The following is a 16,425-nucleotide window of genomic DNA, read 5'->3' as shown; positions in this document are numbered from 1 at the left end:
GAGAAGCTAAACCGGCAAAAAAGCCCCCCAAGATAGTCGGGTTCGGGAGGCCCGCACCCCAGCGGCCTGTATTCCGCCCAAAAAAGCCACCCAGCCTCCCTGCGGGTCGCAATTTCATAACCTCGCCGTCACAGCTTGATAACCGGCTCTTTACACGACGGTAACATGCCCCCGATACTTTTGGGCATTCTTAGTGCGCAACCTCTTCCCCTACCTAACTATTTGTTTATGAACAACATTACCCTCTCGACGCGCCTTTCTGCCTTGGCTCTGGGCGCCGCGCTGACCAGCTGCGAAACCGACAAAGGCAACCAGCCGAGCATTCCGGTTAACAAGGCCGTGAAGCTGGAAAACCATTCGGTAACGCCGGCCCTCATCAAGCCCTTATCAGGCTTCGACAACCTCAAAATCTACTCCCTCATCAGCTCTGACGACGTGCTGCCCGCCTCGCCCGAGTTTATGTTCGGCGGCTCGGCCGACGGCGCGGGCCTGCTCCGCAACCCCGACGGCAACGGCTTCACCATGCTCGTCAACCACGAGGACAACCTGTCCATCTCGCGGGTGCAGTTCGATAACAGCTTCAAGCCCGTAAGCGGCGAGTACGTGCTCAACTCCGACGGCGGCCGGTGGCGCCTGTGCTCGGCCACGCTCGTAACGCCCAAAGAGCACGGCTTCGGTCCGGTGTTCCTGAGCGCGGGCGAGAGTGATGTAAACGCCCAAACCCATCTGATTGACCCATTTGCGCCCAACAATACCCAGGGCATGGCCAAAGGCATTCGGGGCCTGGGCTACTGGAGCGCCGAAAATGCGGTGCCGCTGCCCAAGTCGGCTTACCCCGGCAAAACGGTGGTGCTGACCGGTGAAGACGCTTCCGACGCCACTGGGGGGCAATTGGCGCTCTACCTGAGCAACGCGGTGGGCGACCTCGACGGTGGTCAGCAGTACATGCTCCGCCGCACCGACCTCAACCAGAAGGAAACCGAGATCAAAGTGGGCCAGAAGTATCCCATCGAGTTTGCCCTGATTCCCGACCATAAGAACCTGACCGGCAACCAGATGCAAGCCCAGGTTGACCCGCTGAAAGCCATCAAGTTTGGTCGCGTAGAGGATATTGACTACCGCAAGGGCCACGAAAACAACGGCCAGGGCAACCGCGCCAACGGCCGCGAAATCTACTTCAACGTGACCGGCCAGGCCGCTTCCGGCGCCAACGCCGACAACTCACGGACCGTGTGGGGCCGCGTGTACCGCCTCGTGCTCGATGAGAAAAACCCGCTGAAAGGCACTCTGGAAGTAATTCTGGACGGCGACGACCGCACGGGTATCGCCGGCGAGTTTCAGAACCCTGACAACATCTGCGTAACCGAAAACTACGTGTATGTGCAGGAAGACTCCAACGGCTACGGCCCCGAAACCCACGACGCCTATATCTATCAGTACGCCATTAATGGGGGCGGGCTGAAGAAAGTACTAGAGCTGGATCACCGCCGCACCGAGGCCGACGCCGCCAAATACAACGTCGGCAGCGGTGCCGCCCGCAAAGGCAGCTGGGAGTACGGCGCCATGCTCGACGTGTCCGACGACCTGGGCATCCCGAACACGTTCGTAGTCTGCATTCAGCCCCACAGCTGGACCGGCCAGAAGTACCGCGATGGTGGTGCCAAGCCGAACAACGGCAACAGCCAAGCCAGCCAGTTAGTGGTGATTAGCGGCTTGCCCCGCTAACGACGAAATGCATGCAGAAAGCCTCGTCTAACTCAAGACGAGGCTTTCTCATTTGTATAAAACACATGTTTACTCATTTGTTTATTAATTGATAATCAGATGCTAAGAATCTTATTCTGGATTGCAGCGGGTTTGTTTGCTCTGGCTTTACTTGGCCCCATAGCCTGCCAGCGGCCCGAGGCTAACGTTGCTCAAAAGGGCGCAGCTCGCCCCACCGATCAGGTGCTGGCCACCTACCATCAGAACCTGATCTTGCTCGATTCGGCGCTGGTGCGACTGCAAAAAAGCGTGGCAACCAAGACCCCGTTATCCGCCCAGCGGCGGGCGTTTCGGCAGGCGCGGCAACGCTATAAGCAGGTGGAATTTTTAGCTGAATATTACCAGGCTTCCTTAGCGAAGCTGCTCAATGGGCCGGCCATTATTGAAGTAGCCGACTACGACCAGGAGCAGCGCCAGATTATGCCCGAGGGCTTGCAGGTAATCGAAACCTACTTCTACCCCGAAGCTTACGCCCCCGCTCAACACGCCGAGCTACTCAACCAGCTGGCCCTCACGCGCAGCTCCCTGCGCGGCCTGCGCAACTCGGCCGATATTCTGGTGCTCACCGACCGGCACGTGTTCGACGCCCTGCGCCTGGGCGTGTTCCGGGTCGTGACGCTCGGCCTGCCGGGCTTCGATACGCCTGCCTCTCCCGAAGCGGCAGTACCCGAGGCCATAGCCAGCTTACAGGCCCTGCATGCCGCTTTGACCGCCTACGAGCCCGCCCTACGCACTCGCGACGCGTCCCTGGCTGAGCGCCTTGATAAAACCTTGACTACCAGCATAAATAACTTAAAAAGCGCACCCAAAGCCAATTTCGACCAGCTCGCTTTTTTAACCAAATACGCCAATCCTTTATCGCAGCAGCTACGGCAGGCGCAGTTGGCCTTAGGCATCCCAGAGTTTACGGAAGCGCGCGCATTGCGGGCCAGCGCCGCCACGCTGTTTGACTCGGCCGCTTTCAACGCCGATTATTTTGCCCCCCAGAGTGATGCGCGCACTACGCCGACGCAGGTGGCGCTGGGCCAGCATTTGTTTTTTGATCCGGTGTTGTCGGGTAATGGTGGTCGGAGCTGCGCTTCCTGCCACCAGCCCGCCCGCGGCTTTGCCGAAAACCGCGCCCGCAGCGTGGCCTTTGCCGGTAAAGGCACGGTCAGCCGCAACGCTCCTACCCTGCTGAACGCAGCTCTACAGCGCACTCAATACCATGATGGCCGCCTCACCTACCTCGAAGACCAGGCTGCCGACGTACTGGCCAACCCTACGGAAATGCACGGCTCCCTGGCCCGCGCCGCCGCGTTGTTGCGCCAAAGCCCGGCGTATCAGGTGGCGTTTGCCCGCGCTTTTGACGCTCCAGACGCCACCGAGGCTACCATTACCGAAACCCAAGTGCAGCAGGCGCTAGCTAGCTACGTTCGTTCTCTGGTGCGCCTCAACTCGCCCTTCGACCGCTACGTGCGCGGCGAAACGGCCGTGTTGGATGCGGCGGCCCAGCGCGGCTTCAACGTGTACATGGGCAAAGGCAAATGCGGCACTTGTCACTTCATGCCTCTCTTTAACGGCAACGTAGCGCCCACCTTCGAGCGCACCGAAACCGAGATTCTGGGCGTGCCCGCCCAAGCCAGCCTCCACCCCAAAACTATAGACCCCGATCCGGGCAAATTTCGCCTGCAAGGTATTGAGTGGCAGCGCCACGCCTTCAAAACGCCCACCCTGCGCAACGTCGCCCTCACCGCGCCCTACATGCACAACGGCGCCTACCAGACCTTGGAAGAAGTAATCGAGTTCTACGACCAAGGCGGCGGGGCGGGTCTGGGCCTCGACGTGCCCAACCAAACCTTGCCTCCCGATAAGCTCAACCTCACCAAAGCCGAGAAAAGCGACCTGCTAGCCTTCCTCCGCGCCCTCACCGATACCACCAACACCCAAAAAGCCCCCCAGCGCCTCCCGGACTTTCCCGCAGGTATGGCTCAAGTGAATAAGCGAGTTGTGGGGGGCGAATATTAGGGTTAGAGGCGTTTGTAGAATAAAACTAATACATGAACAGGCGGTCATGCAGAAGGAAGCATCTCGCGTAGAATCGTTGGAGGACTAATATCTATTTAAGAGACCGTTATGCTGAGCTTACCGAAGCATCTCTACTGGTTAGTAATCAAATAAAGCGGGAGAGATGCTTCGGCAAGCCCAGCATGACCGCCTTTAGTCACTCAAACATCAGCACGCGAGATGCTTCGCGCTGCGCTGCATGACGTTCTAGAAGTGTAGGTGTATCAGGTATTTTCTTACACTTACACCACATCACCCCCTAGCAGCCCCGCGTACCAATGGCCTGAGTCTTTCACGGTGCGCTCTTGGGTATCGTAGTCCACGCGGACTAGGCCGAAGCGTTGGTGGTAGCCCTCGGCCCATTCGAAATTATCGGTGAACGACCAGGCGAAATATCCATCCACCGGCACACCTTCGCGCTGGGCGCGAAGCACTTGGCCTATGCAGGCGCGCAGGTAGGCTTGGCGGGCCACGTCGGGCACGCGGCCGTCGATGAACTCATCGGGGAAGGCGGCGCCATTTTCTGTTACGAGCAGGCGGGGGGCATCTTTATAGCTACTGAACTGCTTGAGCATGTGATAGATGCTCTCCGGGTACACTTCCCAGCCCATAGTAGTATGAGATACGCCGCGCTCGGCAGCACCCACTAATTTAGCCCATACCAACGGTATATAAGGCGAATGGCGCACCACTTCGCGGGTGTAGTTCTGCACACCCCAGAAGTCGAAGGTGAAGGGCAGGCGCTCCTCATCCCCAGGTTTTATGTAGCGGTTGAGCCAGTCGAGCACCGGTGCTTCGGCCACCGGATAGCCTAGGCCCAGAGTTGGCTCCACAAACAGACGGTTGAGGATGGCGTTGGCGCGAGCCGTGGCGCGCTGGTCGCGAATTAAATGAGGGCGCCAGGGCGTGAGGTGAGAGCAGGAGAACGTGGTGCCGATCTGGGCGGTGGCCGGCAGCGCAGCGCGCAGGGCCCGCCCACCTTCGGCCTGAGCTAAGGCAGCGTGGTGAGTGCTCGATAAAAAGCCCCCCAGCCCCCGCCGGCCGGGCGCGTGAATGCCGATCATATGGCCCGCGCCCGTAAATACCATCGGCTCGTTGAGCACCATCCAGTGCTGCACTCGGTCGCCGAGGCGAGCGGCTACGTGTTGGGCATACTCGGCAAACCAGCCCACGATGCTACGGTTGGTCCAGCCGCCGCGCTGCTGCAGGGCGGCGGGTAAATCCCAGTGGTAGAGCGTGGGCCAGGGCGTAATGCCGCGTTCCAGGCAGCCATCCACCAGTCGGTCGTAAAAATCTAGTCCTTTGGCATTTACTACCCCAATACCGTTCGGCAATACCCGCGACCAGGCCACCGAAAAGCGGAAGTTGGGGATGTGCAGCTGCTGCATCAAATTCAGATCGGTGGGCCAGCGGTGGTAAAAATCGGTAGCTACCTGGGCATGGCTGTTGCCCCTGATTTTCCGGGGGCGGCGCACAAATTCATCCCAGATGCTGGGCCCTTTGCCATCGGCGTTCCAGGCGCCTTCGGTCTGGTAAGCCGCCGCCGCCACACCCCACCGGAAATCAGGACCAAAATCGGTGCTAGTATAGGTCTGAGGGGTAGTTGAGGGGAAGAAAGCGGCGGGCAGGGCGGCGGCAAATTCAGGCATTCAGGTAGTAACTAAGGGAAGCAGGCACCGGCGCTCGAATCAGGAGAAGTGGGTGCCCTGATCTGCTTATTTTTGGCTACGCATACGCGTAACCGAGGCCGGAAGGTCAATACGCAGCAATCGGTGAAAAGCAACTTTCATCGTTACCGGAAAGTTTTCTGTACGTCATAGCTTACATTATTCGGTGGCGCGTGGCTGCTAAAACGCAACGATTAATGAGGCTTACAGTCACAAAAAAGCTCCTCGGTTGGCATAAAAACAGCGCACTCGCTTATCTTCTATGAGTTAAAGTCGCAGATTTGGGTTGAGTTTTACGAGTGAATATGAAAGGTAAAGTCGGCCGTTTACTCGCCATTTAACTTGCCAGCCATGCAGAAGAATTTCCTTTTAGGAATTATAGGGCTTAGCCTGCTGGTATTTGTCGCGGCATTTGCCATTGGTCGCATCCAACGGGCCACTCCTGCCTTCACTCCGCTACCAGCCAGCCGGGGAGGTAGCGCACGCAAGCCCGAATCGGCGGCGGTGCTAGCCCGGCGGGCCAGAATGCAGGATTCGGTGGCCGCTGCCATGCTTGCGCAGAGCACGGCCGCCAACGCCCCTGAGTTGGAAGCCACCGCCGAGTCGGAGCCGGCCGAGGAGCCAATTTTGCCCCCCAAGGCCCCCGCTCCTCCCAAGCCTTCCCCAGCGGAACTGGCGGCCGCCCGGCAGCGAGCCGCCGAAAACCGAATAGCCATTGCCGCGCGGCGCGCCCACGCCGACCAGCTACCCGACGAGTTCAAGAAATATTACGCCCAGGAGTTGCCCGAAGACGCTATTTCGGATGAACTGAACGTGCGGGCCCGCGTTTCGGGTGCTCAGGCCGAGAACATTACCCTTTCCTCCGCGGCCTTCAATGAAGACAACAAGGATTTCGTGCTTGAGCAGGTGCGCAGCGAGCTGACAGAGCTAGGCTTCAAGCAGGTTTCCATCACAAACGGCAAAGGCTTCACCAGCAAAACCCGCTTCTAAAAGCCAGGCAGTAAGCTAGCGCTAACGCTTGAAGTACACGGTGAAGGTAGAGCCGACGCCCACCTCGCTTTCCACCTCAATTTTGCCCCCCGCATTCTCCACCATCTTCTTGACCATGTACAAGCCCACGCCCGAGCCTTCCACGTGCGTGTGGAGGCGCTGAAACATCTGAAACAGCTCTCGGTCACGCGTCAAATCGATACCCAGGCCGTTATCCTGAACTTTCAGCACCACGTATTTATCCTCTGTGCTGCAGTGCAGGCTTACCTGCGCCGGACGGTTGGGGTGACGGTACTTGAGAGCGTTGCTCAACAGATTATAGACGACGGAGCGCAGATTTTTCTCCGAAAAAGCAACAGCCGGACAGCTCATCACATCCACCTTCAGCTGGGCACCGGATTCCTGAAGCAAAGGAGCCAGATCCAGACGCACATCTTCGACAACCTCCGCCAGCATCACCTGACTAGCGGCTTGGCCATGCTCCTTTTGCAGCTTCGAGACGTCGGTCAGGTGATTAATGGTGGATTTGAACCGATCCACGGCACTCTGCATCAGCTCCAGAATGTAGGCAACTTCGCCAGACCGATCTTTCGGGGGTAGCTCTCCCGCTAGCACCTGTACCAAGCCCTCAATATTGGTAATCGGCGCTTTCAAGTCGTGGGAGGCCGTATAAATGAAATTGTCCAGGTCTACATTGGTGCGTGTGAGCTGGTCGTTGGCGGTTCGCAGCTCCGCGTTCAAAGCCTGAGCCTCATCGCGGGAGGTGCGCAGCTTTTTGGTCAGACGCTGTAGCGCCAGCTCAGCCAGCTTCTGCTCGTGCACATCGATCACCGTGCCTACCATGCCCTCAAACTCGCCGGCTTCATTAAAGTGGGGTAAACCGCTGTCGGTTACCCAGCGATATACGCCGTCGTGGCGTCGCAGCCGGAAAAGCTTATGATAGAACGCGCGGCGGGAGTTGGCCTCTACAAAGGCTGCTCCTGCGGCAGCGGCATCGTCGGGGTGAATGGCGCTTACCCAGCCCATGCCCAGAGCCTCGGCTGTGGTTTGGCCGGTGAAGGTATACCAGGGCTGATTTAGGTAGGTGCAATACCCTTCCCGATCGGTTACCCACAGCATAGCCGGCGCATTGTCAGCCATCAAACGGAAGGACTCTTCCCGCGCTTCTACCACGCGCCGGGCCTGTACCTGCGCCGTGACGTCCTGAACAAAAACGAATACCCCATCAATAGCACCCTGCTCATTTCGCCGGCCCTGATAAGTGAAGCTCCAATACGTTTCCTCCATCACGCCATCCTCGTGCCGGGTCAGCAGCAGGGGCAATTCGTGCGCCACATAGCTTTTTCCTGTCTGATATACTTGGCTCAGCAGATCAGGGACAGGCGAATCGATTAGCTCTGGCACGGCCTCAAGCAAGGGTTTGCCAAGCAGTTCCCGCCCGGGAAAGATTTGCTGGTAAGCAGGGTTAACCAGCTGAAACACCATCTTAGGCCCATCGATGATGACAATGGGCGTAGGCGCTTGCATAAATAGCTTATCCAGCTGCTGCTGCTGGGCCTCGCGTCGCTGGCGCGCCAGTACCTGGTCGGCTACATTGTAGGCGAAGGTGGAAATGCCCACAATCTCGCCGTTTTCGCGGTAAGCCTGGTAGGTGAAGGTGAAGTACATCTGCTTGGGCGGGCGGCCATCCGGCTGAGCAATCAGCAAGGGCAACTCTTCACCGTAGTACGTTTCTCCCGTCTGGTAAACGTTATCCAGCAAGTCTACAACGCCCGCCTCTACGGTTTCAGGCAATGCCTCAGCTACGGAGAGGCCCAGCAGCTGACGGTCGGGAAAGAAAGCCTGATAGGCCGCGTTGACATACTCGTAGCGATGTTCGGGGCCGCGCTGAATGCAGATGGGCGCCGGAGTGTGCTCGAATATCTGGTAGATGGTTTTGCTGGCCTGCGCCTGGCGCTCAGCAGCGGCCAGCAGTTCTGCCTGAAGCCTTTCGGTCTGCTGGCGGGCGCGAAACTGCTCCGTCACCTCAAAGGCAAACACGAGCACCCCGTCGATCTGCCCGCGCTCGTTGCGGCGGGCCTGCTGAATGTAATTAAAATAACGGTCTTCCAGTACCCCATCAGGCCGAGCAACGGGCACCAAGATACCCAGTTCTTCGTGGGTTATTCCGGTCTGATAGATTTGGCGAAACACTTCCACCGACGAGTGGTTGGCCAACTCAGGCACCGCCTCTACGAAGGGCAATCCTAGCAGTTGCCGGCCCGGCAACAGGCGCTGGTAGCCAGGGTTTACCAGTTCGAAGACAAAGTCGGGGCCCGTAAGGATACAGATGGCCGCAGGTGCTTCCATGAACAGGCGCTGCAGTTGCTGTCCTTGTCGTTCGACCTCGGCTTGGGCCTGGGCCACGTCAATGCGGGTGCGGGGCTGATCGGGCGTATCAGTTAGGCTCACCAGTAAGCTCTGGCCCGAGCGGCGGGCGGCTAGGCGGTAGTAGTTCTGGTAGCCATCGGCTTGGTACTGCACATCGTGCTGCCCAGGCTCCCCAGACTCGAATGCATTGAGGTGAAAGGCAAACGTGCCGTATGCTTTACTCCGCGGCCACTGCTGCAAGTGCGTCACCGCGGGCTGCTCAGGCAGGCCCAGCATACGCTGAGCCGTGGGATTCACGTAAGCAAAAGCGAAATCAATAATGCCGCCGCTGCCGTCCGGGTCGTGTACCGGACGATAAATAATCAGCCCAGTGAGCGATACTTCAAGCACGCCCCGTAGCAACTCGTCCAGCGGCTGCAGGTCATGAAGGCCAGGCAATGGAGAGCTTGGGGCAGCGGCAGAATGAGACATTATGGGCAGGGGAAACAAAGTCACCGGGCATTGTTTCCGGCACAGACAGAAGAGTTCGAAAAGCTAAGATACTAGGGCAATTAGGAGCATTAACCAAAAAAGCACTCAGACTTCCCGGCTTAATGCAGGGGCTGAGTGCTTTTGCAGGCTTGTGAACTACTATTATTTTGATAATCAGTTTGTTAATTTATTTAGGCTTTGCCGTCGAGCTTTCATTTTGCCCCCCAGCGCTTACTTCAGGTGCTCGCGTAGCAGCTTGTCCAGCACGGCGGCGGTTTCATCGGGGTAGTTTACCGGGATGGGCTTGCCAAACTGCAGCCATTGGTCGAGGCTATCGAGGTGCTTATCCTTGAGCCCTTTCACTACGGGCACACCCATTTTGGCCAGCGCAGCGGCGTTGCAAGCCTGCTCATACTGATTTTTCATGGGCACCACGGCCAGTTTTTTACCCAGGAACAGAGCCTCAGCAGGCGTCTCAAAGCCGGCCCCGCACAGCACGCCGGCGCTGCGGGCAAGGCTATCCGTAAAGGCCGCGCCGCTCACGGGGCGTACGCGCACATTGCCATACTCCGCCTCCTTCTGACTATGCTTGCTGAACACTTCCCAGCGCGTGGTGCGACTGAGGTAGCGCAGGCGCTGCACCAGCGTTGCCTCGTCGTAGGCCGGCAGGTACACTGTGTAGTGCTCCTCGTTGGTGGGTGTTAAGGCACGTACTTGCCCCCGGATAACGGGCGTGTGCGTGCCCGCATCGTAGCGCTCAAAGTGAAAGCCGTAGTGGGCCGTAGCGGGGGCGTAGTGGCGCAGCACCGTGCGGCCTACTACGTCGGGGCGCTTAGGCCGGGGGGCATTTTTGGTGAGCACCGCGCTCTGGTGGCTCAGCGCGATGCACGGCACGTGGCGCAGCCGGCAGGCCCACGCCGACACGGGCTCAAAGTCATTGATAACCAGATCATACTGCTCCACGGGCAGCTGCCGCATTTCGCGCACGAACGCGGGAGCGTTTACTTGTCCAAAGGTTTTGGTAAAGCTGATGCCGCCACTTTTGCCAAACACGAACCCCATCCCGTGAAACTGATACTGCACCGGAAAAGGCAACGCCAGGTCGGCGGGCGGACCGCTCACGAGCACATCGAGGTGGGAGGCGCGCTCTTGGAGCAGCGGAATAATATCGCGGGCCCGACTCAGGTGGCCGTTGCCAGTGCCTTGAATGGCGTAGAGAATACGTGGCAAGAGAAAGGGATTAAACGTGAAATAGATAAGTAACAGACGAGGTAGCAAGCTCCGTGCTATTTCGGCATTTATCCGGGTTAAGTGTAAATCAGGCTGTGTAAAAGGAGCTTGCAGGCAGCGGACACCCGTGTAAACGGACGCGGCTGCGCTGTTATCACAGGAGCAGGCATACGCCAAGGTTGGTTTATCCGCCGCAAAAATTGAGGCGGCCTATGACGCCGAGATTACGCAAGTATTATGGGTTTGTCACGCTTTTTGCTGTGGCGCCGATGCCCCACTAAGCTTCCACTTTGCGCAGGCTACTCTCCCACTTTTACTGCGCTACCGCGCAGCCTTATTTTCATTCCTTTACTATCTCCATGAAAAAACTTCTCCTCCTCTGCTGCCTGGTATCTTCTTTTGCTGCTACAGCTCAAAAAAGCCAAAAGAATAAGGAAAAAGAGGAGCGCAAGCAGCGCTACATGCTTCCTCAAAAGGATAAAGACTGCGCTTATATCTCCAATGTAACCAAGAACACTGGCGAAGACTCCGAAGCCAACGGCACCGCCACGCGCCTCGCCTACCGCCCCTACGAGGAGTTGCTGACCGAAATTAATGCCCTGCGGAAAATGAATAACTGGGCCGACACGACGTATCAACGCCGTTTTAATAGCTTGCCTGCCGGCGGCAACTTAGTGGTAACCATGTATCGCCGTGGTGCCCAGAACGCCGACCCGAGCCTGTTGACCATCACGGCCAAGAATAAAGCAGGAGAAGAAGTGTTTAATAAAACTCCAGCGGCGGGCTCCGGCCGCTTCTGGAACCGCGACCTTTACAAAAGCGAACGGACTATTCCATTTGTTAAAACTGAAACTCCGCAGCCCCTCACCGTCATCATCACCGATTCCAAGCTCCAGCAGAACTTCGAATACGTGGTAGACCCACAGGGTTAATTCATTCCTTCGGCTTACGTAGCCTAGCCCACTGCACGGCTATCAGCGTTTTAGCATCCTGGATGGGCTCCCGAAGCAGATCGTCCCAGCTAAACTCTTCCACATTCAGCTTTTCGCCCTCGCCGGCCTCACCGCCGCCGAGGGCTATTTTTTCGCTTACCTCAGCATAATAGATCGTTATGCGCTCCGCATTGGCCCCGGCGAGGGGTAGATCTGGATGATTAATTCTAAATGATCAACTTTGTACCCTAATTCTTCTTTTATCTCACGACGCAGCGCCTCTTCCGGACTCTCACCTTCCTTGTCAAGCATGCCGGCCGGAATCTCTAATACGTCGGCTTCTGCTCCTACTCGGAACTGACGGACCAGTAAATAGCGTTGGCGCTTAGTATCCAGTACCAAGGCCGCTACGGCCTCACCGGGCTCGAACCGGATGCGTTGGTACTCCTCGGAGCCATCCTGCACCGTGAGTTGACTAAGTTTGTAAAAGCCTTTATAGAGGATTTTCCGGTCCTTTATGTTCATAGGTCGTAAGCTTGGCGTGTAAACGTTGGATTTTATCGGAAATAACTAAGCCAGGCGCGGCGTCTGGTTCTGGTTATACGTTCAACCGCCGCAATCCGCTTACGCTCCCGGCACCGCCGGGGGCTTTTTTCTCTTTTTCGACCGGTTCTAAGCCGCGTTTTTGTCGGCTGCCGCCTACCGTATTCGTTAGGGGTGGCTCCTTTTATCTTTTTCAATGTCATTCGACGAACTCAATCTGATTGATCCTATCCTCCGTGCCTTGCACGAAGAAGGTTACACTACGCCCACCCCTATTCAGCAGCAAGCCATTCCGCAGGTGCTGGAAGGTCATGATTTGTTGGGCGTTGCCCAAACGGGCACTGGCAAAACCGCCGCCTTTACCGTTCCGATTCTTCAAATTCTAACCCAGACGGCCAAAGTAGCGCACGTCTCGCACTCGCGCATTCGCTGCCTAGTGCTCACGCCAACCCGCGAGCTGGCCATCCAGATTGGCGAAAGCTTTGCTGCTTACGGCCGCCACTTGCCGCTACGTCATACCGTTATTTTCGGGGCGTGGGCCAATTGCCCCAAACCAACGCGCTGCGTCGCGGCGTGGAAGTTCTCATCGCTACCCCTGGGCGTTTGCTCGACCTAATGAACCAGGGATTTGTTGACCTGCGCCACGTGGAAGTATTTGTGCTTGATGAGGCCGACCGCATGCTGGACATGGGCTTTATCAACGATATCAAGCGCCTGCTGCCTAAGCTGCCCACCGCGCGCCAGACCCTGTTCTTCTCGGCTACCATGCCCGGCCCCATTCAGGAGCTGGCCAGCACGATTCTGAAGCCTAACCCGGTGAAAGTGGCCGTTACGCCCGTATCCAGCACGGCCGATACGGTTTCGCAAGCCGTGTACATGGTCGATAAGCACGACAAAGCCGATTTGCTGGAGCATTTGCTCTCTGATAAAAACATTCGGCGGGTCCTCGTGTTTACGCGCACCAAGCACGGCGCTGATAAAGTGGTAAAAACGTTGGTGAAGGCCGACATTGCCGCCGAAGCCATTCACGGTAATAAGTCGCAAAATCACCGGCAGCGGGCTTTATCTAACTTCAAAGCTGGCAGCATCCGCGTGCTAGTCGCCACCGACATTGCCGCCCGCGGCATCGACGTAGACGAGCTGACGCACGTAATTAACTACGAAATCCCGAATGAGCCCGAGACTTATGTGCATCGCATCGGTCGCACAGGCCGCGCCGGAGCCAACGGTATCGCTCTTTCCTTCTGCGAAGACGAAGAACGCGCTTACCTCCAGGATATTCAAAAGCTGATTCGTCGGCAGATTGACGTAGCAACGCACCCATATCGGTCTACAGCCATTGCGCCGGTGCTGCTAAACGGTCGCGAATCCATTCCGCGCCCGAAAGGTCCAGCGGGTCGCCCAGCGCGGCCTGGCCGCGACGGTGGCGGCGGTGCTCGTCCAGCCCGCGCGGGCGCTGAGTCAACTAGCCGTGGTGGTCAAGGCCGCCCAGCCGCTGGCCCGCGCTCTTCTTCGCCCCGGCCCGCCGGTGGCGAGCGCACGAGTAGTGGTGGTAGCACTGGGGGACAAAATCGTCGTCGCTACGGCAGCAATGGCAATGGCCGGTAACTCCTAAATAGCCTAACCCAAAGCGGGGCCGACGATAAGTTGGTTCCGCTTTTTTTGTGAAACAAAACGGTGTTCTTTAGCCTTATAGCATCGGAAGTCGTTTAGTATTTGTCTCAAATCGATCAACCATTTTATGGCTAAGAGCACTCTTCCCGTTATTCAGGCCCTGCGCGATACGGCCCAGCGCCTCGCTACTCAGGCTCCTTATCAATGGGGCCACATGGGTAGTTGCAACTGCGGCCATCTTGCCCAGACTGTTACTCGTCTTACCAAAGCCGAGATTCACGCCCGCGCCATGCAGCGCTACGGCGACTGGGAGCGTCAACTCATCGACTACTGTCCCACCAGCGGCCTGCCTATCGATCAAACAATTGATGAGATGCTGGCGCTAGGCTTCTCCCGTCAAGACCTGACGCACCTCGAACGTCTCGCCGACCCTGATATTCGGGCGGCTATTCCCTTTGAGCGCCGCAACGCCCTTCGCCACAACCAGCGCGACGACGTGGTACTTTATCTGCGCACTTGGGCAGACTTGCTGGAGAATTCTTTACTAGCCAGTATTAGCCTCCCCAATTTTGCCCCCCAACCAACTTCAGTTCCAATCACGGAGCAACTGACAACGGAGTTGGTCAACTGATAGCGAAACTACTTTTCGAAGGCAAACTGCCTAGGCATACAGAAGCCCCACCTGACTTACGTCGGGTGGGGCTTCTACTTTATATCCTGAGTCTTTCTACTTCACTAATTGAGGCACTACGTCGAGTGCCTGCGTTCAATCAATTATTGCTATTGCTGAATGGAAGGTTCGCTGCTCTGTGCTTTGCGATAATTCTCAGCACGGTGAGAACGCTTGTAGGCCGCATCAGCATTGGGATCTTCCTCCGCGTTTGGAGGAACTGAGCAGGAAGTCGTCGTAAGGAGCGAGGTGCAGAAAGCAAACAGCAGAAGCAGACGGAATTTTTTCATGGTCCAAAGGTAAGCACCCCCGTTAAAACTCCCAACTGCTGCGCTAAACGAAAAAGCAGCTTTGGGAACGCAACAAGTTATTATGACCAATTCCGTCTACCAAGAGACGTAGCAACGCACTCACTCAGTCGCTTTCGCCAGATAACATTTGAAAACTAATCCTAAAGCTCCACCATTCAAAGACCAACAAAAAAGCCATGCAGGCAAGCGTGATAGGTGGCTGTACTATGCTTGCAAAGTTGGGGCAGATTTAAGGACTAGTACTAAAGCCTTTAGCGCCCAACAACCCTTCTGTTACTTTCACTTTTAACATGAATTAACCATGTCAAAAGGCTTAGTAATCTCTTAAAAGCAGAGCAGCAATGACAACCAATTAATCATAGCTTGTCTTTTGCAATCAAGCAATAAACCTACAGCCCCTAAAACAGCACGTATATGCTACTAGCATTGCTTTGATCAAATCAGTTTAAACATCTGATTATTCGATCTATATACATTTAATATTCACAAAACAATATCTATATCATACTGCTGTTTTCAACTATAATTATCCTTATTACTACAGGTATCATTAATAGGCATATCCTATAGATATAACACCTTTTGCGCGCTGCCAAAAAACACATAAAAACAGGTTTGGCTAGATTGTACTTCGGGTGGTATAAAAGGCTGCGTACCTGTTATACAGCATTTCGAATAGTTGCTTCTTTTATAGCCAAAAAGCAGGGCGATATACGTATCCGAAAGCGTCTAATTCTCGCGCTTTTAGATACGTATACGACAGGACTTAGGTAAGTAGTTTGACTAGCTTAAGCAGGCAACAGCATTACCCTAACTGGGCATTTCCGGCTGGTATGCAGAAAAGGTGCCATCATGATAAAAGATCACGATACGACGAATCGTTTTGCCCGGCTCCGCAAAAGCAGACAACAAATCGGGGGAAGCAGGCACCGGGGCAGTAGGGGCCTGGGGGGCATTTTGCGGAGCAGCAACAGCCACTGATGAAGGAAGTGTAGGCTGGGCAGCTACGACAGGCGGAGCTGGCCGAGGTGCCTCCAGACTTTCGGCTGCAGTAGCGGCGTTTACTGGAGCCATCGGGGCAGTTGCGGCTGCTACCGCCGGCGCAGACGGGGTGGCCGTAGCAGCGGTTCCAGTAGCTTCTACGGCACGTGCTGCCGTGCGTTTAGGGCGCTGATTAGAAGCCGTAGTCCCTGGGCTTGCTTGTGTTACGGCGCTTTCTGGGGCGGCTGGAACTGCGGAAGCAGGTTGAGAAGCTACGGAAGCCAGCATGGGGCCTTGTCCACTCAGAAGCCACGGCAGTGATATGTCTGGAAAGGCTGCAATTATTTTCTGAACAACCTCAAGGCTCGGCTTATTACGCCCACTAAGCACATGGCTGATAATCGGCCGGGCCAATCCCAACGCATCGGCAAATTGAGTCGGGCTCAACTGTCGGGTCTGTATTATCTGCCGAATGCGCTCAACCATGGTATGTGCTGTACTAATGCTTTACAAATGTACGAGTATCTAGGAATCGCGGACGCATCAAACCTCTAGTTACATTTATAAATTGTCTATGCACATCGCGTTACGTATGTTAACATCAATAAACTATGTCTTAGCAGTTCACAAATGTCAATTGTAAACTTATTTATCATTCCCCGAATATTGGAGCCTGTGTTTGATATTCTCAACTCCTATTCTCTAGCATCTGGCACTAGATAAGAGGGGGCAAATTTTGAAATGTATGGCCAGCAAAAAGCCCCCACGACTTAGTGTTCGTGGGGGCTTTTTGCTGGCCTGCATTCCTATCTAACGCATCAGATAGGAATGCAGGC

At 56.1% G+C, this 16,425-nt stretch carries 11 protein-coding genes and 1 pseudogene; 6 read left to right on the top strand and 6 right to left on the bottom strand.

Annotated features, from left to right (window positions below):
• The first annotated feature begins 228 nt into the window (after positions 1–228).
• Both EPD59_RS09165 and EPD59_RS09160 read left to right on the top strand, forming a co-directional pair.
• Positions 229–1,725, top strand: a complete 1,497-nt coding sequence (locus EPD59_RS09165) for a PhoX family protein (protein WP_133272516.1) — start codon at positions 229–231, stop codon at positions 1,723–1,725.
• Positions 1,726–1,824: 99 nt separating this feature from the next.
• On the top strand, positions 1,825–3,771 hold the full coding sequence (locus EPD59_RS09160; RefSeq protein ID WP_133272515.1) for a cytochrome-c peroxidase: 1,947 nt from the start codon (positions 1,825–1,827) through the stop codon (positions 3,769–3,771).
• 281 nt (positions 3,772–4,052) lie between these two features.
• Here the strand turns inward: EPD59_RS09160 and EPD59_RS09155 are convergent, their stop codons facing one another.
• Positions 4,053–5,459, bottom strand: a complete 1,407-nt coding sequence (locus EPD59_RS09155) for a GH1 family beta-glucosidase (RefSeq protein WP_133272514.1) — start codon at positions 5,457–5,459, stop codon at positions 4,053–4,055.
• A gap of 369 nt (positions 5,460–5,828) precedes the next feature.
• On the opposite strand from EPD59_RS09155, the gene EPD59_RS09150 reads away from it, so the two are divergent.
• Entirely contained in the window at positions 5,829–6,467 is a 639-nt protein-coding gene (locus EPD59_RS09150; protein WP_133272513.1) for a hypothetical protein, read from the top strand.
• A 21-nt stretch (positions 6,468–6,488) separates the two neighbouring features.
• Here EPD59_RS09150 and EPD59_RS09145 read toward each other — a convergent pair whose 3' ends face one another.
• Positions 6,489–9,308 carry a PAS domain-containing sensor histidine kinase gene (locus EPD59_RS09145; protein WP_133272512.1) on the bottom strand — a complete coding sequence of 940 codons (2,820 nt, stop codon included), beginning with the start codon at positions 9,306–9,308 and terminating at the stop codon, positions 6,489–6,491.
• Between the two features lie 231 nt (positions 9,309–9,539).
• Positions 9,540–10,538 carry a glycosyltransferase family protein gene (locus EPD59_RS09140; RefSeq protein WP_133272511.1) on the bottom strand — a complete coding sequence of 333 codons (999 nt, stop codon included), beginning with the start codon at positions 10,536–10,538 and terminating at the stop codon, positions 9,540–9,542.
• A 359-nt stretch (positions 10,539–10,897) separates the two neighbouring features.
• Between EPD59_RS09140 and EPD59_RS09135 the strand changes: the two genes are divergently transcribed.
• Positions 10,898–11,470, top strand: a complete 573-nt coding sequence (locus tag EPD59_RS09135; protein ID WP_133272510.1) for a hypothetical protein — start codon at positions 10,898–10,900, stop codon at positions 11,468–11,470.
• 177 nt (positions 11,471–11,647) lie between these two features.
• On the opposite strand, the gene EPD59_RS09130 is transcribed toward EPD59_RS09135, so the two are convergent.
• Complete coding sequence (locus EPD59_RS09130; RefSeq protein ID WP_133272509.1) at positions 11,648–11,995, bottom strand: NUDIX domain-containing protein; 348 nt, start codon at positions 11,993–11,995, stop codon at positions 11,648–11,650.
• Positions 11,996–12,209: 214 nt separating this feature from the next.
• On the opposite strand from EPD59_RS09130, the pseudogene EPD59_RS09125 reads away from it, so the two are divergent.
• Both EPD59_RS09125 and EPD59_RS09120 read left to right on the top strand, forming a co-directional pair.
• Positions 12,210–13,621, top strand: a pseudogene (locus EPD59_RS09125) (DEAD/DEAH box helicase).
• Between the two features lie 133 nt (positions 13,622–13,754).
• Positions 13,755–14,258, top strand: a complete 504-nt coding sequence (locus EPD59_RS09120; protein WP_133272508.1) for a hypothetical protein — start codon at positions 13,755–13,757, stop codon at positions 14,256–14,258.
• Between the two features lie 149 nt (positions 14,259–14,407).
• Here the strand turns inward: EPD59_RS09120 and EPD59_RS09115 are convergent, their stop codons facing one another.
• Together EPD59_RS09115 and EPD59_RS09110 are read right to left on the bottom strand one after the other, a co-directional pair.
• Positions 14,408–14,587: a hypothetical protein gene (locus tag EPD59_RS09115; RefSeq protein ID WP_133272507.1), complete on the bottom strand. Its 180-nt coding sequence runs from the start codon at positions 14,585–14,587 to the stop codon at positions 14,408–14,410.
• Positions 14,588–15,418: 831 nt separating this feature from the next.
• Positions 15,419–16,075: a helix-turn-helix domain-containing protein gene (locus tag EPD59_RS09110; protein ID WP_133272506.1), complete on the bottom strand. Its 657-nt coding sequence runs from the start codon at positions 16,073–16,075 to the stop codon at positions 15,419–15,421.
• Positions 16,076–16,425: the final 350 nt, after the last annotated feature.

This window comes from Hymenobacter radiodurans, assembly GCF_004355185.1.
GTDB lineage: Bacteria > Bacteroidota > Bacteroidia > Cytophagales > Hymenobacteraceae > Hymenobacter > Hymenobacter radiodurans.
The sequence above is the reverse complement of the archived record's forward strand: the minus strand, read 5'-3'. Positions and strand labels throughout refer to the sequence as shown.